The 22,112-nt window shown below is 39.3% G+C and carries 17 protein-coding genes; 10 read left to right on the top strand and 7 right to left on the bottom strand.

All coding sequences use genetic code 11. The features are described 5' to 3' along the window. The first annotated feature begins 200 nt into the window (after nucleotides 1-200). The 3 genes from AL038_RS12795 (at nucleotide 201) to AL038_RS12785 (ending at nucleotide 4,266) form a co-directional block, all read left to right on the top strand. Complete coding sequence (locus AL038_RS12795; RefSeq protein ID WP_062153396.1) at nucleotides 201-2,429, top strand: transglycosylase domain-containing protein; 2,229 nt, start codon at nucleotides 201-203, stop codon at nucleotides 2,427-2,429. 333 nt (nucleotides 2,430-2,762) lie between these two features. Further along, the gene (locus AL038_RS12790; RefSeq protein ID WP_062153394.1) at nucleotides 2,763-3,017 is read left to right on the top strand and encodes a helix-turn-helix domain-containing protein; all 255 of its coding nucleotides are present in this window, start codon (nucleotides 2,763-2,765) and stop codon (nucleotides 3,015-3,017) included. Next, the gene (locus AL038_RS12785) at nucleotides 3,010-4,266 is read left to right on the top strand and encodes a HipA domain-containing protein (protein ID WP_062153392.1); all 1,257 of its coding nucleotides are present in this window, start codon (nucleotides 3,010-3,012) and stop codon (nucleotides 4,264-4,266) included. Before AL038_RS12790 ends, AL038_RS12785 begins: the two co-directional genes overlap by 8 nt. 207 nt (nucleotides 4,267-4,473) lie before the next feature. Here AL038_RS12785 and AL038_RS12780 read toward each other — a convergent pair whose 3' ends face one another. Further along, nucleotides 4,474-5,094, bottom strand: a complete 621-nt coding sequence (locus AL038_RS12780; RefSeq protein ID WP_062153390.1) for a hypothetical protein — start codon at nucleotides 5,092-5,094, stop codon at nucleotides 4,474-4,476. Nucleotides 5,095-5,877: 783 nt separating this feature from the next. Here AL038_RS12780 and katG point away from each other — a divergent pair. After that, complete coding sequence (gene katG / locus AL038_RS12775; protein WP_062153388.1) at nucleotides 5,878-8,088, top strand: catalase/peroxidase HPI; 2,211 nt, start codon at nucleotides 5,878-5,880, stop codon at nucleotides 8,086-8,088. A gap of 257 nt (nucleotides 8,089-8,345) precedes the next feature. Here katG and AL038_RS12770 read toward each other — a convergent pair whose 3' ends face one another. Both AL038_RS12770 and AL038_RS12765 read right to left on the bottom strand, forming a co-directional pair. Then, nucleotides 8,346-10,595, bottom strand: coding sequence for an NACHT domain-containing protein (locus AL038_RS12770; protein ID WP_062153386.1), 2,250 nt, complete (start codon nucleotides 10,593-10,595; stop codon nucleotides 8,346-8,348). A 319-nt stretch (nucleotides 10,596-10,914) separates the two neighbouring features. Beyond that, complete coding sequence (locus tag AL038_RS12765) at nucleotides 10,915-12,273, bottom strand: (Fe-S)-binding protein (protein ID WP_062153385.1); 1,359 nt, start codon at nucleotides 12,271-12,273, stop codon at nucleotides 10,915-10,917. A 448-nt stretch (nucleotides 12,274-12,721) separates the two neighbouring features. Here AL038_RS12765 and dcm point away from each other — a divergent pair, with 448 nt between their 5' ends. The 3 genes from dcm to AL038_RS12750 all read left to right on the top strand — a co-directional run bounded on the left by dcm (nucleotide 12,722) and on the right by AL038_RS12750 (nucleotide 15,193). After that, the gene (dcm, locus tag AL038_RS12760; protein WP_062153383.1) at nucleotides 12,722-13,681 is read left to right on the top strand and encodes a DNA (cytosine-5-)-methyltransferase; all 960 of its coding nucleotides are present in this window, start codon (nucleotides 12,722-12,724) and stop codon (nucleotides 13,679-13,681) included. Beyond that, nucleotides 13,681-14,751 (top strand): HaeII family restriction endonuclease, encoded by a 1,071-nt coding sequence (locus tag AL038_RS12755; protein ID WP_062153381.1) that lies wholly within the window; start codon nucleotides 13,681-13,683, stop codon nucleotides 14,749-14,751. The genes dcm and AL038_RS12755 overlap by 1 nt, the downstream gene beginning before the upstream one ends. 115 nt (nucleotides 14,752-14,866) lie before the next feature. Further along, complete coding sequence (locus AL038_RS12750) at nucleotides 14,867-15,193, top strand: hypothetical protein (protein WP_062153379.1); 327 nt, start codon at nucleotides 14,867-14,869, stop codon at nucleotides 15,191-15,193. Between the two features lie 291 nt (nucleotides 15,194-15,484). Here AL038_RS12750 and rluC read toward each other — a convergent pair whose 3' ends face one another. Together rluC and AL038_RS12740 are read right to left on the bottom strand one after the other, a co-directional pair. Next, complete coding sequence (gene rluC, locus AL038_RS12745; protein ID WP_062153377.1) at nucleotides 15,485-16,426, bottom strand: 23S rRNA pseudouridine(955/2504/2580) synthase RluC; 942 nt, start codon at nucleotides 16,424-16,426, stop codon at nucleotides 15,485-15,487. 19 nt (nucleotides 16,427-16,445) lie between these two features. Beyond that, nucleotides 16,446-17,009 carry a thiamine phosphate synthase gene (locus AL038_RS12740; RefSeq protein WP_062153375.1) on the bottom strand — a complete coding sequence of 188 codons (564 nt, stop codon included), beginning with the start codon at nucleotides 17,007-17,009 and terminating at the stop codon, nucleotides 16,446-16,448. Between the two features lie 158 nt (nucleotides 17,010-17,167). On the opposite strand from AL038_RS12740, the gene AL038_RS12735 reads away from it, so the two are divergent. The 3 genes from AL038_RS12735 (at nucleotide 17,168) to AL038_RS12725 (ending at nucleotide 19,805) form a co-directional block, all read left to right on the top strand. Further along, on the top strand, nucleotides 17,168-18,034 hold the full coding sequence (locus AL038_RS12735; protein ID WP_062153373.1) for a DUF808 domain-containing protein: 867 nt from the start codon (nucleotides 17,168-17,170) through the stop codon (nucleotides 18,032-18,034). Nucleotides 18,035-18,113: 79 nt separating this feature from the next. Continuing rightward, nucleotides 18,114-18,950 (top strand): Rpn family recombination-promoting nuclease/putative transposase, encoded by an 837-nt coding sequence (locus AL038_RS12730; protein ID WP_062153371.1) that lies wholly within the window; start codon nucleotides 18,114-18,116, stop codon nucleotides 18,948-18,950. 6 nt (nucleotides 18,951-18,956) lie between these two features. Continuing rightward, on the top strand, nucleotides 18,957-19,805 hold the full coding sequence (locus AL038_RS12725; protein WP_062153369.1) for an Rpn family recombination-promoting nuclease/putative transposase: 849 nt from the start codon (nucleotides 18,957-18,959) through the stop codon (nucleotides 19,803-19,805). A 63-nt stretch (nucleotides 19,806-19,868) separates the two neighbouring features. Here AL038_RS12725 and AL038_RS12720 read toward each other — a convergent pair whose 3' ends face one another. Together AL038_RS12720 and hemN are read right to left on the bottom strand one after the other, a co-directional pair. Then, the gene (locus AL038_RS12720; RefSeq protein WP_062153367.1) at nucleotides 19,869-20,564 is read right to left on the bottom strand and encodes a HesA/MoeB/ThiF family protein; all 696 of its coding nucleotides are present in this window, start codon (nucleotides 20,562-20,564) and stop codon (nucleotides 19,869-19,871) included. Then, complete coding sequence (gene hemN, locus AL038_RS12715; protein WP_062153365.1) at nucleotides 20,565-21,947, bottom strand: oxygen-independent coproporphyrinogen III oxidase; 1,383 nt, start codon at nucleotides 21,945-21,947, stop codon at nucleotides 20,565-20,567. Between the last annotated feature and the right edge of the window lie 165 nt (nucleotides 21,948-22,112).

The following is a 22,112-nucleotide window of genomic DNA, read 5'->3' as shown; positions in this document are numbered from 1 at the left end:
AACTCAATAGGTCATACATTATTTTTTGACTGAATCAGAATTTATGGCATTTTTAAAATTAACCGAATTACAAAAACGCGAAAAGAATACTTTCCGTATTGGTCAATTTTAAAAATGCTGATTCGGACCATCTTTAATCAAAAAACCGTCTAAACTCTCGTTACTCATCGATAATCGAATCGCGCGCCCGCTAATTAACCATGCTAAGCACACACCTATACACCTTATTTACCCGTCGTTCTTTTCGTTTTTTTATTTTCTTCTGCTTACTCATCGTTATCAGCATAACATGGCTAACTATCAACGAAATACAGCCATTTCCATCTTCTTTATCGCTGGCTAATGCAGATGTGCGTAAAGTGCAATTACTCGATAAAAATGGCGTTCCGCTGGTGATTACCTATCAAAACGACTGGAATTTAAACGATATTGTTCCACTACACAAAATCCCACAAATACTACAACAAATTTTTATCCTCTCAGAAGACAAACGTTTTTATGAACATCATGGTGCGGATTGGCAAGCACGGTGGCATGCAACCGCCCAAAATTTAAAACTAGGACGGGTAGTGCGTGGCGCAAGCACAATGACCGAACAAGTTGTGCGAATGTTACACCCACGACCACGAACATTCTGGTCACGCTGGGTAGAAGGCTTTGAAGCGGCAAATTTAGAAAAACAATTTAGCAAAACAGATATTTTAGAATTTTACTTAAATCAAATTCCTTATGCCAGCCAACGGCGTGGAGTGGTACAAGCGGCACGACATTATTTTGACCGCGATTTAGATACGCTCAATTTAAAGGAAATGATGGCCTTATCGGTACTGGTTCGCTCACCAAGTCGTTTAGACTTGCGCAGAGGAACGCGCGAGATTGAAAAACCCTTAACAGTACTTGCACAACGCCTACTAGAACAAGGAATTATCAGCAAAATAGAATATCAAACAGCACTAGCAACCCCTTTAGAATTACACCAACCGCCCCTCCCCATACAAGCCCCCCATTTTGTACAACATATTTATACAAGCCAACCCGTTGATAAACTGCAAAATCGTGGGCGATTATATACAACGATTGATGCAAGTATTCAAACATCCATTCAAACACTGTTAGACCAACGATTAAGTGACCTAAAAAAACAAAGGGTTAGCAATGGTGCAGTGCTGGTGGTCGATAATCAAACCGCAAACGTATTAGCATGGGTAAATAGCGGGATTTCTTCCCCTAACGTCCCTATCAGCTTCATCGATACGGTTATTACCCCACGTCAACCGGGTTCGACACTCAAACCACTACTGTATGCAATGGCACTCGCAAAGGGATGGACAGCCGCGACATTAATCGACGATTCCCCTTTAGCAGAATCTGTTGGTGCGGGCTTGCATAATTACCGCAACTACAGCCGTAGCCATTATGGTTTATTACGCCTGCGTGACGCGCTTGGAAACTCGCTGAATATTCCCGCCATTCGAACCGTTCAATTTGTTGGTGCAAATAATTTTCTAAAGCAACTGCATGAATTAGGAATGCAAAGTTTAACCGCTAACACAGATTTTTATGGTGATGGCTTAGCATTGGGTAATGGTGCAGTCACTTTATTTGAACTAGTACAAGCCTATACCACATTAGCAAACAACGGTATTTATAGACCTTTACAAGTATTACGGAATAATGATTCCGTTTCTCAACGAACAGTTTTTACCCCAGAAGTAACGCATCTAATCGGTAATATTTTGTCAGATTCTGATGCAAGACGGCTAGAATTTGGGCGTGGAGCATTATTACGTTTTCCCGTACAAACAGCAGTAAAGACAGGCACTTCAACAGATTACCGAGATGCGTGGGCAATTGGCTTTAACCATCGCTACACCGTTGGCGTTTGGTTTGGTAATTTGACAGAAGAACCCATGAGCGAAGTGTCAGGCTCAACAGGACCCGCGCTGGCATTACGCGCAATTTTTGCAGAATTAAATCGTTATACCGATACACAAGCCCTGCCATTAAGCCCGCGCTTGGTAAAAATGGATATTTGCCGAGAAACAGGCTTACAAGCAGATGGACATTGTCCAAGTCGGACAGAATGGTTTGTTGCAGGCACTGAACCCGCAACCGAACCGCCACAATGGGTCAACGCGCCAATCAACAACATTCGTTTGCAACAACCGAATGATGGTTTGCAATTAGCCCTAGACCCCCGTATTCCTGATGATAAAGAAGCCTTTGCTTTTACTTTAGCAAGCCCATTGCCCGAAGGAACACAAATAGATTGGTTAGTTAATGGTGAAGTCGTTGGCACAAGTGCTGTAACAACTCCCCGTTATCTTTGGCAAGTACAACGTGGAACATTTGTCGCACAAGCGCGTTTATGGACGAATGAGGGCGATAATCCATTAGAAACACCTGCTGTGACGTTTTATGTAAAATAAATTAAAGGCAATAAAAACAATGGATACTGCCGTTTTAAGCGAAGGTATCCGCTGTTTTAGCATTTAGCCCGTTTTTATAAAGTAACCAGTAGATTCAGACATAGAATAGTTTTAACCATTTTAAAAGTACGGGCTTAGAATCACTGCACTCTTCCCAACGTCTTTTCAATCAAGTTCTTTCCCGCCGTACTCAGATTATTAAGATTACCTACCATCCAATTTTAAAGAATGACTAATGTCAAAAACACTTAAATTCCGAAAAAGTACAATTTATATTGTTTCCTTTATGGAAAAATACTATATTTCCTAAAATATACAATTTTAGAGATTAACATGGTCAAAAAAATCAAAGTAACCCCTTTTCCAATGCCTTATGAAAAAGTAACTGCGCAAACAATCGGCGAAATCGTGCGAGCGCAGCGGACAAGATTAGGTCTTAAACAAGTTGAATTAGCTGCGATAGCCAATCTTAATATAAAAACAATCAATAGCTTAGAAAATAATAACGGCTCAACCTTAGAAAACACATTACATGTTTTAAATGGATTGGGCATAAAACTTACGTTTGAAGGTCTTTTAGATGATTGAACTTATTATTTGTTATCAACAAAATAGAATAGGTCTATTACAGTACGAGCCTAGTACCGATAATTTCACCGTGCGTTATACGGATGAGTGGAATAAACAAGGGTTTCCACTATCACCAACTATTCCTTTAAAAAAAACGAGTTCTGGTAATCCCGTAAAAACATTTATAGAAAACCTATTGCCAGAAGGCAACGCACGGGTTGAACTCTCTCGATTTTCAGGCGTGTCTCAACAGAGCTTCTTTACGTTACTTAAAACGATTGGTAAAGAATCCACGGGTGCGTTTAAGTTTGTTACCGATGATTGTCAAACTGAGGAAACTCGTTTTATAGAAATACCGCCCGATATACTTCAAAACAGAATCAAAGCGCGAGAATCTCAAAGTTTAATGATATGGGATGGCAAGCCACGCCTTAGCATCTCGGGCATACAACAAAAATTACCCGTTGTAAAACTAAACGACAAATTTGGTTTTGGCGAGGGTTCACTTGCTTCAACACACATTTTAAAGTTTGCGAAACCACACACCAACCTTATTTTAAATGAATATATTAGTATGAAGTTAGCTGCATCTTGTGGCTTAAAGGTCGCAACAGTAGATATTTTAGATTTTGGGGGGGAAGCCGTCCTTTCTGTTCAACGATTTGATAGAGTTATTAAAGATAAGGCGGTGGCACGACTCCATATTATTGATGCTTGCCAAGCCTTAGGAGTTTTTTCTTCACATAAATATGAATGGCCTCTAGGACATGAAAGAGATGTTGCTGATATTAGAGATGGTGTATCTTTCAAAAAATTATTTGCAATATCTGAAAGTTGTAAAATCCCCTTTCGCGCAAAACAGCATATTATCCAATGGCTTATTTTTAATCTCCTCATTAAAAATGCAGATGCACATGGAAAGAACATTTCTTTTTTTATCAATCAATCAGGCATAGAAATAACGCCGTTTTATGACTTAATTAATATAGGGTTACATAAAGAATATGACCAGAATTTAGCAATGGCAATAGGCGATACTTATATCCATGAAAAATTAAACATCCTAGATTTTAAAGATTTATGCGATGACTGTGATATTCATTTATCAATCATGAAAAATATTCTTTATCAATTAACCGAAGGAATAGCGCAAAAATTAGATGATATTGCTAAACCTATTAATCCATTGTTTTACCACAAAGATTTTATTGAACAATATAAACAATCCGTTTTAGAAAATATTGCTTTTTTAAAAGCGAGATTTTAAAAAGCTATTCTATACAAAGAGTTTTATACGTAATTAGCGTTAATAACCTCAAACCAAATTCAGCTAAAAATAGGATCGTTTTAGGGCTGCTTGCCCTTTTTTTAACCTGCTCAATCCTGAATATCTTGATTCTAATAAAAAAGACCCGCTAGGTTTTTAACGCCTAGCAGGTCTCTATTAGATTGATGACACGTCGCCTAACTCAGATTAATTATCCTCGTTATCATCATCTTCGTCCTCATCCTCACAATCATCATAATCCATGTTTTTCAAGGTTGCCTTCGCTGTTCTCGCAACTAAAGGGTCCTTGTCCTCCGTTAATTGCGTAATCTGTGCACCCGTTAGATACTCCGTTCCAGCAAGTTCTTTACGCACTTCAGGATCGCTATGTGTTAATAACTTCTCATACCATTCTATATTGTCAATCTCTTCAGAAGATTGCAATGTATGCAGTGTGTTAATCAGCGCAATTAGCAATGACGTTTCATCACGCTGAATAATCTGCCGAATATGTTCAGCCGTTAAGAACTGCTCACACAACTCACTACGTAATAACTCTTGGATAACAGATGAGTTTTTATCGCTTATCAACTGGTTAAACATTTCCTGCGATAAAGACGGAAAGCTTGTAATCGCTTGACGAACTTGATAGTTCGGATGTTGAGCTAATAAACTCATGATGGGTAGCCACTCTGCGCCAACATTATAAGCCACCATGCCAAGAATACGCTCTAACATCTCGTAATCTAAGCTAACTTTCTCATTATTGACTAATAACGCAATTTCAAATGTAGTTTGCTTGGCTTTTTTCTGTTTTGTAGTCGTCATGTTTTAACCTTTAGCAGTGTTATTAAAGCGTTTTTTATCTACAAGCTCACCAAACTTTAAGAGTACAAGCGAATATGTTTACCATCGTCTGATGATGTAATATATAATTACATGATACTAATATTATGTAATTATGTATATATTAACATAATAATTTGTAATATAAAACGTTTTTATAATATACGATAACTATATAAAATCTATAGAAAAATAATTATTTTTGATAATTAAATAGCTTAAATATTGGGAATATTTTAATTGTAAAATAAGAAATTATGTCTAATTTCTGTAAACACTAAATTGATGAAATAAAAAATTGTCCCAAAAAGACAAACGGGAATAATGAAACATCGCCAAACGCCTGCCACAAAATGATCTGCATGATTCCAATTATTTGATTCCAGTTAGACCTAATAAAAAAGGAAGTAACTATTATTTATCAGGTTATTTAAACTCAAATCATGGTAAAACCATATTGCAAAATACATGTAAACGTATTGTTGGAATGGCAAATATTAATGCATAATAATTACAATAGATTGATATTTTTATAAAAATTAGCTTACAAAATAAATGAGACAAACTCATACACCATCATTATTCAACTTCAAAAAACAATTTCTAACATCCAACACAGTGACATGAAAAAAATAAGGGTGTACAGCGTGTTGACAAACATAAAAATAGATACGATGATTGGATTAGACTTAGTCTAAATCTAAGTCTAAAGCATATTCAGCTTAGTCTGAACATGCTATTCAAACCAAAAGAGGAGGGGTTTTCATGTTTAAAAAAACACTCGTGTTTACCGCTTGTGCGATAGCACTCAATATCTTTACTCCCACTACTTCCTTCGCAGCCGCCACAATGGCACACGATAATCAATTCTGGTGGCCGCAAAAGCTAGACTTAGCACCGTTACGCGCTCACGATGCACGTTCTAATCCGTATGGTCATGATTTTAATTATGCTGAGGCATTCAGCCATGTCGACCTTAAAGCCTTAAAAGCAGATATTGAAAAAGTTTTAAAGACCTCACAAGATTGGTGGCCAGCAGATTGGGGACACTATGGCGGTTTGATGATTCGCATGGCGTGGCACAGTGCAGGCACTTATCGCATTCATGACGGTCGCGGTGGAGCTGATGGCGGTCAACAACGCTTCGAACCACTCAATAGCTGGCCTGATAATGTCAGTTTAGACAAAGCACGTCGCCTACTATGGCCTGTTAAACAAAAATATGGGCGCAGTGTCTCTTGGGCAGACCTGATTATTTTAGCGGGCAATGTTTCGCTGGAATCTATGGGCTTTAAAACCCTAGGTTTTGCAGGCGGTCGTGTTGATGACTGGGAAGCTGACCATGTTTATTGGGGGGCTGAAACCAAGATGCTGGACAACAAAGAACGTTACAAAGATGGACAATTAGAAAAACCCTTAGCAGCCGTACAAATGGGCTTAATTTATGTCAATCCTGAAGGGCCTAATGGCAGTGGTGATCCACTTGCCGCCGCAAAAGATATGCGCGAATCCTTTGGACGTATGGCAATGAATGATGAAGAAATTGTTGCCTTAGTCGCGGGTGGGCATACATTAGGTAAAGCACATGGAGCTAAACCTGTTGATTGTCTAGGTGCAGAACCCACCGCCGCCGCCGTTGAAGAACAAGGATTGGGCTGGAAAAACAAATGTGGCAAAGGCAATGCAGAAGATACATTGACCAGTGGACTAGAAGGAGCTTGGAGTACAACACCAACCGCTTGGTCGATTCTCTTTTTAGACAATTTATTCCGTTTTGACTGGGAAAAAGTAAAGAGTCCTGCGGGGGCTACACAGTGGAAACCCATTGATAAAGCAGCACAAGCCTTAGTTCCTGATGCACATATTAAAGACAAACGTCTTCCGCCAATGATGTTCACCACCGATATAGCTTTGAAAGAAGACCCTGAATTTCGCAAAATTGCCGAACATTTTTGGAAAAATCCAAAAGAGTTCGACAAAGCCTTTGCTAAAGCGTGGTTTAAATTAACACATCGTGATTTAGGGCCGCGCACCCGCTACTTAGGCAATGAAATTCCTCAAGAAGTATTTATCTGGCAAGACCCTGTTCCAGCCGTCGACTATCAACTAATTGAAGCCACAGATATTGCTAACCTAAAAACAGCAATTCTCAAGACAGGTTTAACCATTCCTGAATTAGTTAGAACTGCTTGGGCATCAGCTTCTACTTTTCGCGGTTCTGATATGCGTGGCGGTGCAAACGGTGCGCGAGTACGTTTAGCACCACAAAAAGATTGGACGGCTAACAATCCCACAGAACTGACAAAGGTATTAACCACGCTTGAAAAAGTGCAAACGGATTTTAATAGCACCCTCACAAATGGTAAAACAGTTTCTTTAGCCGATATTATTGTCTTAGGTGGTGCGGTTGCCATTGAAGAAGCGGCTAAACAAGCGGGTTATACGGTTAATGTTCCTTTTACACAGGGGCGTACTGACGCGACGGCAGAAATGACCGATGTTCATTCCTTTGCTGTGCTTGAACCAACTGCCGATGCTTTCCGCAATTACTACAGCGATAAAAGCTATGCCTCTCCTACCGAAATGTTAGTGGAAAAGGCAGATTTTTTAACCCTGACTATTCCAGAAATGACTGTATTAATAGGCGGTATGCGCGCACTTAACGCCAACGTTGGACAAAGTCAATATGGCGTACTAACGACAAAACCGGGTACTTTAAATAATGACTTCTTTGTCAATCTGCTCGATATGTCCACAAAATGGCAAAAATCTGCTGAAATATCTGGTGGTTATGAAGGTTTAGACCGTGCTTCTGGCAAGCAAAAATGGACAGCGACTTCAGTCGATCTCATTTTCGGTTCTAATTCTGAACTACGTGCAGTTGCAGAAGCTTATGCGGCTGATGATAGCAAAGAGAAGTTTGTGAATGACTTTGTTGCTGCTTGGACTAAAGTGATGAATCTAGATCACTTCTAATTTTTACTCAATGTATAAAGTAAGATATTTTCTATCCGAATCAGGGTTTATGAGATTAATAAAATTATTCAGGTTGGAATATTTTAATCTGGTTAATCTTGTAAATCCTGATTCTCACTTGTTCTAATCCCTTCCTTATTTCCCAAATAGTAGAAATTAAATTTACTGTTTATCTTTGCCTTAAAGTTAAGCCATTAACTTAAGCACAATAATATTTTAGTTGTAAAACAACTTATTAAGAACAAACCCTATAAAGACTACTGTTTGAGGTTAATTTCATCTGGTGGCAGTAACAAACCATTTTCAATCGCGGTGCGGTTGGTGACGGTGGCGAGGGAAAGGCACTTAATCAGTAATAAATGGGCTTGTAGGTATTTTTCTAGCTTTTCTGCTTGTTTAGTATTTAACTGCCATTGATGCCCGATATTGCGGGTTTCTTGCATGAGGGCTAATAACTTTTTGTGCGGTTTTTTCCAGTTTTCTGCTAGGGCTTCTTGTTTAGGAATATCTTTTTTAGCAATTTCAGTTAATTTTTCAGCTAAATCCTCTAAGTTAGCTTGTTTTACTTTTTTTATGAGCATATCAAATAATTTAAAAAAATCAGTGTAATGCTCTTGATGGAGATTTATCTTTGGTAACAGACTGAAGATTTTCACTAATAAAATAATATAAAAAAAAGCAAAGTCGATAGCGAGGTCGATGTCGAGGGTGAGGGTGAGGGTGTGGACTCGGTCACAGGCGAGGCCGCGAGTAAGAGCGAGGTCGATGTCGAGGTCACGGGCTAGGGCTAGATCGATTGGGAGAGCGAGAACGCAGGCTAGGACTAGGGCAGCAGGGGGAGGGGGGAAAACAAGGACGATGTCACGGGCAATGGCATGGTCTCGAACACGAGTGATGTCGCGGGCGAGAAAATAATAAAAACCTCTAACTGCTGCGAGTTTATCGCTTGTTTGAACGGAATCTGATTTTTTAACCACCCAACGCGCTAACTTTACCAACTCAGGTTCATCAGCAATCAACGTATTTATTTGCACTGGCATTGCTTTAAAAAAACTATCGGCATTGTCCAATAAACTCGCTGTTAATAAAAAAACCTCGTGCCAGCGGTCTTCTTCAATGTGTAAGACTAAATTTTCAATCGTGCCATAGGCTTGATTTTCAAAAACATACCGTGCTGTAAAGTACTCTTGAAATGATAAATGAGCAAATGAGTAAATATCTTTTGCCCGTTCTACAAAAATCCCATGTTGTGCAGCAATTGCCTCTAAAACGGCTTCGCCATCATCACTCTCTTGATTCTGACAATTGGGTAATTGTTTTAGGAACTCGTTTATTTTTTTAACTAAATTTTGTTTCTCAAAAAAATATTGATTATTTTGAAAAGATTCTGTTGCAATCCGAGAAAATAATTGAAATTTATGCCGTTTAGAAAGTCCTTGATAAATCACATCCCGTTTAATATTGCGATGCTTGCTATCCCATGTTTCTATCAAGGCATCAATGGCTTCTTCATAAATATCCGCCCGACGGTTAGGAAATTCCATTTTTCGGGCATAAACTAAACATAATAAAGTCAGTAAAATAGGGACTTGAGCAAGTTCTCGTAAGCCACGATGTTCATCGCGGGCAAATTCTTCTAAAAATTGTTCTCCACGTGCAACATCCTGTTTAAACCATTTTTTAACAAAAATGGTAATTTGTTCCTCTGTAAAATCCGCGACTTCTAAATAAGTGAATTGTTCAGATAAGGAATAATCGGCAGCGGCAACACGGCAAGTTAATAAAACCGTGCAGTTGCGATGCGCTCGGCTAAAATCGCTCAGGGCTTGCAACATGTGAGCGCGTTCTTCATCCGCTTGGTTTACTTCGTCTAGCCCGTCAAACAGTAACAGGGCGTTGCCCGTTTCTAGTAAATGTTCGATAAAGGCTTGCGCATCAGGAAAGTCGCATAATTCAAATTGTTGAACCAAATAGGGCATTAAATTGAATTTTTTATCTGCACTGTTGCGGACAACACTTGCCCAGCGGTGTAAAGAGATAAATATCGGAATTTTATCTAATTGTCCTTTTACCGCTTGCAAAGTGATGTATTTTAAAAAAGTGGTTTTACCCGCACCGGGTTTACCTAAAATAAACCAGCGTTTAATCTCATCTTTTTTAATCAATTCAAAACCATTTTGCCGTTCTTTTTCCCGATAGCTTAACTTTTCAGGTTCTTTCTCTAACTCAGTAATATCAAAACGTTGAAAAGCTGAAACTTTATCCAGAATATAGGTATCAGTAAAAATTCCTTCTAACTCAACTGCTTCATTTGTGCCTAATAAACGTACTTTACCGTAATCTTCTGCTAGGGCTTTTCGATACTTTTTAGCGGCACTGTTCCAGTTAAATTGTTTCCATTTTTCTGTAGATTTCTCGCCAATTTTTTCGGCAATGCTTTTAAGTGCATCTTCGCCGTATTTATCCCAAAGCCATACACCTGCAAGAGCCATTAATTCAATTGACATGTTGAATCCTTTTTTTAATTGTTGAATAAGTATTAAAAATAATAAACTAGCAGATGTTATTTTACACCCATTAATGCCACTTTAACCCATTGTTCTATTGCAGTACGATTCGCTTTTTGTAGAGTTTATTCGCGGATGAGCCAGTTATAAGCAAGATATTCTTGTGGGTTTAAATGTATCAGATAAATTTTGGCTAAACAAAGGCTAAAGACATGTATGGGTATTGCGGGGCTTATTGCCTACGTTTAGCAAGTCAATAAGCCTTTTCTTAAAGGTGAGGGGCAAATCTGAACGGGTTACAAAAAACCAACTGTTACCGTTATCCTAATGATTCTCTTAATAAGGTTGCTAAATGGATTGGTTTTTGTCCGCCACCATTTTCTAAAATTTGCTGACGACAGGAGAACCCATTGGCTAAAATCGGTGCGTCTGGATTAGCCCGCAATGCGGGTAGTAGGGCTTGTTCTGCCATTTGTAAGGCAACATCGGCATGTTCTGCTTCTAAGCCAAAACTTCCTGCCATGCCACAACATGCGGGGTCTAATAGTTGAAATTGAAAGTCGGGAATGAGTTTTAAAATTTTCCGCATGGATTTCATTGCACCCACAGCATGTTGATGACAATGCCCTTGAATTAACATGGGTTTTATTTGATTTACCAGCGGTTTTAAGGGTAATTTCAGCCGTTTTGCAGTTAATTCACGGGCTAAAAATTCTTCAAATAAAATGGAGTGTTGCGCGACTTTTTCCGCCATTTTTCCTAAACCGAGCGATTTATAGTCATCGCGCAGTGCTAATAAACAGGGGGGTTCTAAACCGATGATGGTTCTTCCTGCTTCTGCATGGGGTAGTAATACGTTTAATACCCGTTCAGCTTCTGCCTTCGCTTCTTCTACCATGCCATGCGCAATAAAGGTGCGACCACAACATAAAGGGCGGTCGGGTTCAATTGTGTTGTGGTTTGGTTCGGCAATAATCACATGGTATTTTGCTGTTTGTAATACTTGCACTGCGTCTTGTATCACGCTGGGGTCAAAATAGCGGGTAAATGTATCAACGAATAACACCACACTGCCAACTTTCTGCTCGATGGTTTCAGCCGTGAGTGGTTGTGAAAAGGGCGTGGTGACGGGTTCAGGTAGCCGACGTTTTGCACTGATGCCTAAGAATTTTTCGCCCAGTTGTGCCAGCCATGACCAGCGGTTACGCCATGCGGGTAAGGGTTTTAACCATTTATAGCGGTGTAACCATAATGGTGTGCTGGCAAAAAAACGAGTACGCCATGAAAGCCCTGTGAGTGCGTTACGTTGGGCAAGATATTCTATTTTAATCATTGCCATATCTACCGCATTTTCACATTCTCGTTTGCAGCCTTTGCAGGCAACGCATAAATCCATTGCTTCTGCTAATACAGGGTCTGTAAAAGGGGTGTTGCCTAACTCGCCATTTAGCGCGGCTTTGAGCAATCGCACACGCCCACCTGTTGAGTTGTGAACAATATCACTGACGCGAAAACTAGGACACATCACGCCTTTGCCTTGTTCTTTATTTTCACATTGTCGACTATTGATGCAAACGGCAACCGCTTTGGCAAAATCACCGCCTGTTTTGGGAATATCGGCATAGGCATCGCCCATGCCTGCATTTTCATACGCTGACCAGTCAAGAAAAGTTTTCATAATATACAGCTCTCTGTTTATATTTAATATTTTTAAAGGTGTTTGGGTTTATTTGAGCAAATTTAGGGGTTGTTAAGATTGGTAAATAAGGTGCGTTACACGCCCTTATACGGATTTTATATCACTTGTCTTGGGTTTTATGGTGGCTAGTGCGCGATTATGACAAACATTGAGTAAAAACCAGTGGTAAAAATCATTACCAAGCAGAATAAATGGGTTATTTTTGCGATATTATATGTCGTTATGTCGTTATGTCGTTATGTCGTTGGGAGTGGATGTGATGTGCTATCCCTATTATTTCCTATTTTCCTTGGGGTATAACTTCTTCATGAATTTCTTTTCTTCTGCTGAGATTTCTGAGCTATCTTTAATCCTACCGCTTGTTTTATTGAATAATCTCGTCGAACTGGGGTTAAGAAAATATCCTTCACTCTTTGGGTAATTAAAAATGAGTAATATATTAAAAACAATAGATTTATTTGCGGGAATAGGCGGGATTCGTCTTGGTTTTCAACAATATGGTTGTATTAATGTATTTTCTTCCGAATATGACCCTGATGCTCAAAAAATGTACTTAGAAAACTTTGGAGAACAACCACATGGCGATATAACCCAAATCGACCCTCACAACATTCCTGAGCATGACATTCTCTTAGCAGGTTTTCCCTGTCAACCTTTTAGTATTATTGGCAACAAACAAGGATTTGCTGATACTCGCGGTAATTTATTTTTTAATATCGAAGCAATCTTACGTAATAAAAAACCTTATGCTTTCTTACTCGAAAATGTAAAACAACTAAAAACCCATGATAATGGGAATACATTCCGCATCATTCAAGAAAAGTTACGTGCATTGGGTTACTTCATTCATCATAGTATATTGAATGCCTTAGACTTTGGTTTGCCTCAAAAAAGAGAACGTATCTTTATCGTTGGTTTTAAAGAAAATATACAGTTCGATTTCCCCATCCCACTGCATAAAAGAAAATCGTTAGCTGAAATACTAGAAAATGATGACTGTGTCGATAGTAAGCTCTTTGCTTCAGAACATATTGCACAAAAACGCCAAGATAAACTCAAAATGCCCGCATTTTATCCTTCTATCTGGCATGAGAATAAAGGCGGAAATATCTCAGTATTACCCTACTCATGTGCTTTAAGAGCGGGGGGTTCTTACAATTATTTATTGGTCAATGGTTATCGTCGCCCATCTTCCAGAGAAATGTTGCGTTTACAAGGATTTCCCGATGATTTTAAAATTGTAGTCAGTTATACGGCACTTAGACGTTTAACAGGTAATAGTGTTGCTGTTCCTGTCATCAGTGCCATTGCACACCAAATGTTAAATGCGATTCAACATAAAAAACTCCCTTCTTGCCATCAACAACTCTTATTTGGAAATATGTGATGAAAAATGATGTTGTAAAAGCTAAAGAAGCCTTAGATAAGCTTATTAAAAAAGCCCGAGTACATCTTTATAAGCCCATTCAAATTGCAGAAATTTTATATCGAGATCGTGTTTATCAAGACATTGTTATTGAGCAGCTAGAAACCTACCGAAATCCTTCTAAAAAATGGCGAGATGTTATTTGTCGTCAGTTTTTAGGTAGAACCAGCACTTCTTCAGCACGTTATCAAGATGACCTTTTTAATGAAAATGCGATACCACTTGATATATTAAGCTTGTTGGCACAAGAAAATCGTCGAACCCAAGGCGCAATAGAAGCCTATATTTATCAATGTGTAAATAATAAATTTTCACAACTTTCGAGTGCGTTAACTTACTGCGATATTCACAATCACACAGATTTTCAATTGACAGAATTCTTAGATTTATTTTGGAATGACGCGGGTTTAAGAAGAAGTATTGATAAAGTGTACGAAATTATTGTATATGCACTATTCGCTGCCTTAGTTGAGAGTTTAGAACTCATGGTAGAAGTCAGTATTAATCCTGAACAACATCATATTCTTGTAGAGTTTGCAGATTTTACAGAACGTGTCATTAAATTAACGCCTGAAACCACTTCTTTCAAAACACGAGCAAAAATTTACCGAGTCGGTGTCACGAATGCGGCGGATCGGGGACTTGATATGTGGGCTAATTTCGGCTTAGCTATTCAAATTAAGCATTTATCCTTAGATGAAGGACTGGCTGAAAATATTGTGCACTCTATTACGGCAGATCGCATTGTTATTGTATGCAAGGAAGCTGAACAAAAAATAATCATTTCTCTGCTGACACAAATTGGCTGGAAATCACGTATTCAAAGTATTATTACTGAAAAAGATTTAACAATTTGGTATGAAAAAGCGTTGCGCGGACAATATCATACGCTGACGGCTGAAAAAGTATTAAATACGATCAAGAGCGAGATTCAGATAGAATTTCCTATAACAGAAAATTTGGGACTGCAACAATTTTTTACGGAAAGAGCTTATCATGGGTTAGATATCTCATGTTATATACAACAATGAGCTACTATTCTGTTTCAGAAAGTGTTAATAATGCAGTGTACTCATGTAGTAATGTAAGGTCTCCCAGATTTAGATATACCAATATTTTTGTAGCTGAGTTTTATAGGTGGAAAAAGTGACAAAAGAAGAAGCTATTCAAATACTGAAAAAACAACTCGCGTCATTGGACGATGCACAACGGCGATGTTATTGGAGTAGAGTCGCTCATGCATTAACGATTGATGCACGTGGTAGTTACCGTGTAGGAACAGATGATTTAGATCATCCGAAAATGCTACGCTGTTACAATGAATTGCAACATCGACTACTTTCATATCTCTATGATTTGTGCAGAGAAGATAAAACCACCTCTTGGACGGATGAGGTCATGGTGGATTATTTATTAGCCGCTTTGGAATTACTACCGTTTACGTTACGGACATTGTTAAAAAGTTTAAAATAAACAGAAGACTGTATACCGCAAACCCCCTCAAAAATTTCAAGAAACCTCAATTTTCTCAAAAATCCCTCACACATTTAACCACTGACGCAACGTTGACGGGGGAATTATCTGGTATCAATACGGAATTTCTCTATTGCGGAACGCTGGTGCGTAATGCGTTACGCGCGACAGGTATTAATAGTCGTGTTGAATTATCTTGTCAGGATTAAAACGTTCCCCCGTAAATGGGGGAGGTCTTATCTTACTGAGAGGTTATGTATCCGTTTTTGTTTGAATCGGTGTTTAGATAAATTAACGGCGTAATTGTGCTAAAACGGCTTCTAATGGTTCGGGTAATGGGGCTTTTACTGTTAAGGGTTTTTGTTCAGGTAATTGAATGGTTAATTCTGCCGCGTGTAAAAATAAACGGTTTAGCCCTTGCTGACGTAATGCACGATTAAAATTGTCATCGCCATACTTTTCATCGCCTGCGATGGGGTGTCCTGTATGGGTTGCATGAACCCTGATTTGATGTGTCCGCCCTGTAACAGGATGTACACGCATGAGTGTCGCTTGTTTAAACAGTTCTACAATGCGAAATTCACTTAATGATGGTTTGCCATCGTCATTAACCCGTACAACACGTTCACCTGATTGTAAAATATTTTTCCGTAATGGTGCGTTTACTTGCTTTACGCGCGCTGACCATTTTCCTTGTACTAATGCTAAATATTGCTTATTCATGTCCGCATCGCGTAAATACGCATGTAATTGACGTAATACGCTGGATTTTTTGGCTATCATTAAACAGCCCGATGTTTCTCTGTCTAAACGATGCACGAGTTCTAAAAAGTTTGCCTGCGGATATAGCGCGCGTAGTCCTTCAATTACGCCATATTGCACCCCGCTCCCGCCATGTACAGCAAGCCCTGATGGTTTGTTAATGACTAGTAGTTTAGCGTCTTCATATAAAATAGAGGCTTGTAAGGCTTTTAAAACGGATTGATGTGGCGTTACTTCGGTTCGTGTTGCGGTTTGTACGGGGGGTAAACGCAATAAATCGCCTGCTTGTAGCCGATAATCGGGTTTTATCCGCCCTTTATTGACGCGCACTTCACCACTGCGCAAGATGCGGTAAATATGACTTTTTGGCACGCCTTTTAAATGGGTGAGCAGAAAATTATCAATCCGTTGTCCTGCATGGTCTTCAGAAATTTCTACATGCGAGACTTGTGCTGTTTTTTCAGTATTCAATTGTTATTCCTAAATAATATTATAATTGCCACAAGCTACGAATGGCGGCAATACCAACCGCACCCGCTTGCTGTGCTGTGGTTAAATCGGTTTTCTGTAAACCCCCTAGGGCATACACAGGGCAGTGGGTTTGTTGTATTAATTGTGTAAATGTCGCCCAGCCCATCGGCAATGTATCAGGATGTGATGCAGTAACTAAGACTGGACCTAATACGACAAAATCCGTTTGAATGCGCGCTGCTTGTTGTAAATCCGCTATGGTATGACAAGCGGCAGAAACCTGAGTAAATCCTTGTAAAGGCTTTTGTTGTTCATGCAATCGTGAACTATTTAAATGAATGCCCTGACTGCCTAATTGTCGTGCAACGGTTGGCGCGCAATTTAATAAGCAGATTACGCCCGCCTCTTGACATAAGTCTAATACTTGTCTTGCATAATCTTGATAAATTTCATCACTGAGTGATTTTGCACGAAATTGTATCAAGCGAATACCTGACGCTAAAACATGAGATAAAGACTGAAAAAAGCGTGTCGGGTCTGTGGGTTCAGGCGTGATGAGATAGTAGGGAGGAAAGGTTTTCACAATGTTATGATAAATTAATGCACATCATTTTAGCATTTAGTAATTTCAGTAAGATACAATGTAATTGCGTTTGTTAGTTCTTCATTATGAAGTAATTTAAAATTAAATCTGATAAACAGCAAAACAGTTACTTTTTACACACATGAGGATAATACACGATGGCAAGCGGATTGTTTGCGATTTTAGATGATATTGCCATGCTGTTAGACGATACAGCAGCGATGACCAAAGTGGCGGCTAAAAAAACGGCGGGTGTTTTAGGCGACGATTTAGCCGTAAATGCAGAAAAAGCATCAGGTTTTCACGCCAGCCGAGAGTTGCCTGTTTTATGGGCAATCACTAAAGGGTCTGTGCTGAATAAAATTATCATCTTACCTTTTGCTTTTTTACTCAGTGCGTTTTTGCCTTGGCTGATTGTACCTATTTTACTGATAGGTGGCATCTATTTAAGTTATGAAGGAACAGAAAAAATTTTAGAATGGATTCATCCACATTCTCGTGAAGAAGAAAAAGTAGAAGTCTTGCAATCCAGTGCTGCGACTATTGTCGATGTAGAAAAGAAAAAAATTCAAAGTGCCATTCTCACCGATTTTATTTTATCGATAGAAATTATCATTATTGCATTAGGGTCAGTAATGGATAAAAGTCTGACGTTGCAACTCATCGTTGTTTCTTTAATAGCACTCATTGCAACGGTTGGCGTGTATGGTTTTGTCGCGTTAATTGTCCGCATGGATGATGTCGGTTTTTGGCTTATCAAACAGTCAACGACGAATAATAATCATACACTGGCTGTATTGGGGCAGGGCTTGGTAAACCTAATGCCACGTATTATTAAAGCCTTATCAATTATCGGTACGATAGCGATGTTATTAGTCGGTGGCGGTATGTTTGTACATAACATTGCGGTTATCCATCATTTATTTGAATTTTTACCTACGATTATTGCTGAGTTTTTTGTTGGGCTTATCGTGGGGGGCGTTGCTGTAGGGGTGATGTTGGGGATACATCGGTTACGAAAATAGAATTTAATTGCTTAATTTATGGATAGGTGCGAATAAATTCGCACTTATAGTGCCTCTCATCTCGCAAAGAGTTCTGACCATGCAACAAGTTGCCTCCCTACGTTATGGCGTTATCTTTAAAAAAGCCTTTTGTGATGTTGAAGTCTTCACCGCATTTGTGCGTGATTTTCTCGGTTTTACCTTAGAAATAGACAAAGTAGAAACTGAAAAATCTTTTGACCCCCCGATTGGCGGGGTTGATTCACGCTTTGATTTATATGCAGAAGACAAGAAAAACCGCGTTATCGTCGATATTCAACACCGTCGTTACAAAGACTATTACGATAGATTTCTACATTATCATTGTGCTGCACTACTAGAACAAATCAGCAATGCAAAAAGTTATAGCCCTGCATTAACCGTATTTACAATTGTGGTTTTAACCTCAGGTACAAAAGAAGATTGTGCAATCGCTGAAATTAACTTTGACCCTGTGGATATAGAAACCAATCAACGGCTCAATAGAATTCATCACCGTATTCTGTACCTTTCTCCAAAACAAATTACGGATAAAACCCGCGAACCATGTCGTGAATGGTTATTGATGATACAAGACAGTTTAGACGAACAAATAGACGAATCGGCTTATCATAAAAGTGAGATTCTAAAGGTTCTTAACCTCATTAAAACCGATGGATTAACACCACAAGACCGTGCACGAATGAAAGATGAGTATTCATTAGAAGAGTTGATGCTGAAAGAAAAAACTGAGGAGTTTCATGTTGGTGTCAAAGTTGGAATTGAAAAGGGAATACAACTGGGTGTGGAACGCCAAAACTTAGCAATTGCTAAACATTTAAAAGCACAAGGCATGAGCTTAGAAATGATTGCACAAATCACTGGTTTAACGCATGAACAACTGAATAATTCGGAGTAGCTGACCATGCAACAAGTTGCCTCCCTACGTTACGGCGTTATCTTTAAAAAAGCCTTTTGTGATGTTGAAGTCTTCACCGCATTTGTGCGTGATTTTCTCGGTTTTACCTTAGAAATAGACAAAGTAGAAACTGAAAAATCTTTTGACCCCCCAATTGGCGGGGTTGATTCACGCTTTGATTTATATGCAGAAGATAAGAAAAACCGCGTTATCGTCGATATTCAACACCGTCGTTACAAAGACTATTACGATAGATTTCTACATTATCATTGTGCTGCATTACTAGAACAAATCAGCAACGCAAAAAGTTATAGCCCTGCATTAACTGTATTTACAATTGTGGTTTTAACCTCAGGTACAAAAGAAGATTGTGCAATAGCTGAAATTAACTTTGACCCTGTGGATATAGAAACCAATCAACGGCTCAATAGAATTCATCACCGTATTCTGTACCTTTCTCCGAAACAAATTACGGATAAAACTCGCGAACCATGTCGTGAATGGTTATTGATGATACAAGACAGTTTAGATGAGCAGATAGACGAATCGGCTTATCATAAAAGTGAGATTCTAAAGGTTCTTAACCTTATTAAAACTGATGGATTAACGCCACAAGACCGCGCCAGAATGAAAGATGAGTATTCGCTAGAAGAGTTGATGCTGAAAGAAAAAACTGAGGAGTTTCATGTTGGTGTCAAAGTTGGAATTGAAAAGGGAATACAACTGGGTGTGGAACAGGGTGTAGAACGCCGAAACTTAGAAATTGCTAAACATTTAAAAGCGCAAGGTATGAGCTTAGAGATGATTGCACAAATCACAGGTTTAACGCATGAACAACTGAATAATTTGGAGTAGCTCAATATGCAACACTATTATTACAAGGGCTATTACTGTCGTTTTTGCTATTTTTGTACGTGCTTATCTTTGCAATCCCGTTTGACAAACTGCACAAGCAGGGTCTTTATGTAATTGTAAACTGCGCCATTGACTGTTTAAGGCGTTAAAAATATGTAATTTTCCATGTTGTGGGGCATTGGGTTGTTGTAGTAATTTTAAAACCATCAAGGCTTGTAAACTGCCGATAATCCCGACAACGGGCGCGAGAATACCCGTTGTGCTACAGGTTTGTGTTTCTTCTTCGCTGATGCTTTCTTCGTATAAACAGTGATAACACGGGCTGTTAGCATAGCGGGCATCAAAAACGGCGACTTGTCCACTCCATTGGATAGCAGAGCCACTTACCAGTGGCTTACTGAGTTGAAAACACGCGGTATTTAAAGCAAAACGGGTCGGAAAGTTATCGCTACAGTCAACGACAATATCCGCTTGTTGAATTAAGGGGGTTAAACTGGTTGGTGTTGTTAATTGTTGGGCATGGCAGGTGATTTGCGTTTGTGGCGCAAGTTGTTGTAAATAGTCACGTGCTGAAGTAACCTTCATTTGTGCAATATGCGCCGTATCATGAATAATTTGTCTTTGTAAATTAGAGCGTTCTACCGTATCCGCATCGACTAAATGTAAATGTCCTACGCCACTACAGGCGAGATAGAGCGCGACAGGCGAACCCAAACCACCCACGCCAATAATTAAAACACGTGCTTGTTCCAACGTCATTTAAATCACTTTAGAAAACCGTTGTTCTGTTGCTAGGCGCAAATATTTGTCAAATGTCATACAGATATTGCGAACTAATAAACGTCCTGCGGGCAGGATGGTGATTTTTTCCGCGTTATATTCAATTAAGCCGTCAGCTTGCAAACTGGCTAGGGCTTGCCATTCTGTCGCGAAATAATCTTGAAAATCAATTTGAAATGCGTTTTCTATGAGGGCTATGCTCAGCGAAAAATGACACATGAGTTGTGTAATAATTTCTCGGCGTAACTTGTCATCTGTTTCTAACGCGACACCACGAAATACGGCTAATTGTCCCGCATCAATCAAGGCGTAGTATTCTTCTAAGGTTTTCACATTTTGGCTATAACTATCACCTACTTTACCAATAGAAGTAATGCCTAAGCCGATGAGGTCGCAATCTGCTTGTGTTGCATAGCCTTGAAAATTACGGTAGAGCGTGCCGTTACGTTGCGCAATGGCTAATTCATCATCAGGACGGGCAAAATGGTCCATACCAATGTAAACATAGCCTGCGTCTGTTAAGCGATTAATCGTTGTTTGTAAAATCGCCAATTTGTCGGCTGGACTGGGTAATTCTTCAGTATTAATCCGCCGTTGTGGTTTGAATAGGGTGGGTAAGTGTGCGTAGTTAAAAACGGATAAACGGTCGGGTTGTACGGCAATAATTTTGTCTAATGTACGGGCAAAGGTGTCAACGGTTTGGTGTGGTAAACCATAAATTAAATCAATGCTAATGGATTTAAAGCCTTCGCGCCGTGCTGCGTCTAATACAGTAAATGTTTCTGCTTCAGTTTGTAAGCGATTAACGGCTTGTTGTACAGTGGGTTCAAAGTCTTGTACGCCTAAACTCATGCGGTTAAAACCCAATTCACGCAATAAGCTGATGGTGTCGTTTTGTACTTCACGCGGGTCAATTTCTATGGAGTATTCGCCGCTGTCATCATCACATAAGTTGAAAAATTCGCGGGTTTTTGCCATGAGTGTTCGCATTTCTTCATGACTTAAAAACGTTGGTGTACCGCCACCCCAGTGTAATTGGGAGACTTGTCTATCACGGGAAAATAATTGGCTTTGTAACATCATTTCTTGATAAACCCGTGCTAAATAAGGCGCGGCACGGCTACGGTCTTTGGTAACGACTTTATTACAGGCGCAATAAAAACAGACGGTATCGCAAAAAGGAATGTGAAAATATAAAGATAAGGGGGTATCGGCGTTATGACTTCGCAAGGCTTCCGTACGATAAGCCGTTGCATCAAATCCTGTATGAAATTGCACGGCGGTAGGGTAGGAGGTGTAACGCGGCCCCGCTTTGTCGTAGCGTTTGATTAAATCCGCATCAAAAATAAGTTGTTGTTGCATTGTGGAAAATCTCTGTTTATAAAACGATTGCTATTTTACAAGGTTTCGCGCGGGTTTTCTTAATTAGACGCTTTAGTAAAGAAGATTTAAGCAATGGTTAGGTGTGTTAGTGTGGTATGACGCACCGAAATAAAGCAGGATGCAAATCTTTTAATCTCTGAGAAA

This window comes from Beggiatoa leptomitoformis, assembly GCF_001305575.3.
Taxonomy (GTDB): domain Bacteria; phylum Pseudomonadota; class Gammaproteobacteria; order Beggiatoales; family Beggiatoaceae; genus Beggiatoa; species Beggiatoa leptomitoformis.
The sequence above is the reverse complement of the archived record's forward strand: the minus strand, read 5'-3'. Positions and strand labels throughout refer to the sequence as shown.

Bases quoted from the DNA above. Each gene is read 5' to 3' on its own strand.
- AL038_RS12780 (WP_062153390.1), bottom strand. From the start codon at position 5,094: ATGACGACTACAAAACAGAAAAAAGCCAAGCAAACTACATTTGAAATT.
- AL038_RS12785 (WP_062153392.1), top strand. From the start codon at position 3,010: ATGATTGAACTTATTATTTGTTATCAACAAAATAGAATAGGTCTATTA.
- AL038_RS12730 (WP_062153371.1), top strand. From the start codon at position 18,114: ATGCAACAAGTTGCCTCCCTACGTTATGGCGTTATCTTTAAAAAAGCC.
- AL038_RS12720 (WP_062153367.1), bottom strand. From the start codon at position 20,564: ATGACGTTGGAACAAGCACGTGTTTTAATTATTGGCGTGGGTGGTTTG.
- katG (WP_062153388.1), top strand. From the start codon at position 5,878: ATGTTTAAAAAAACACTCGTGTTTACCGCTTGTGCGATAGCACTCAAT.
- AL038_RS12795 (WP_062153396.1), top strand. From the start codon at position 201: ATGCTAAGCACACACCTATACACCTTATTTACCCGTCGTTCTTTTCGT.
- AL038_RS12770 (WP_062153386.1), bottom strand. From the start codon at position 10,595: ATGTCAATTGAATTAATGGCTCTTGCAGGTGTATGGCTTTGGGATAAA.
- AL038_RS12755 (WP_062153381.1), top strand. From the start codon at position 13,681: ATGAAAAATGATGTTGTAAAAGCTAAAGAAGCCTTAGATAAGCTTATT.
- AL038_RS12725 (WP_062153369.1), top strand. From the start codon at position 18,957: ATGCAACAAGTTGCCTCCCTACGTTACGGCGTTATCTTTAAAAAAGCC.
- AL038_RS12790 (WP_062153394.1), top strand. From the start codon at position 2,763: ATGGTCAAAAAAATCAAAGTAACCCCTTTTCCAATGCCTTATGAAAAA.
- dcm (WP_062153383.1), top strand. From the start codon at position 12,722: ATGAGTAATATATTAAAAACAATAGATTTATTTGCGGGAATAGGCGGG.
- AL038_RS12765 (WP_062153385.1), bottom strand. From the start codon at position 12,273: ATGAAAACTTTTCTTGACTGGTCAGCGTATGAAAATGCAGGCATGGGC.
- AL038_RS12735 (WP_062153373.1), top strand. From the start codon at position 17,168: ATGGCAAGCGGATTGTTTGCGATTTTAGATGATATTGCCATGCTGTTA.
- hemN (WP_062153365.1), bottom strand. From the start codon at position 21,947: ATGCAACAACAACTTATTTTTGATGCGGATTTAATCAAACGCTACGAC.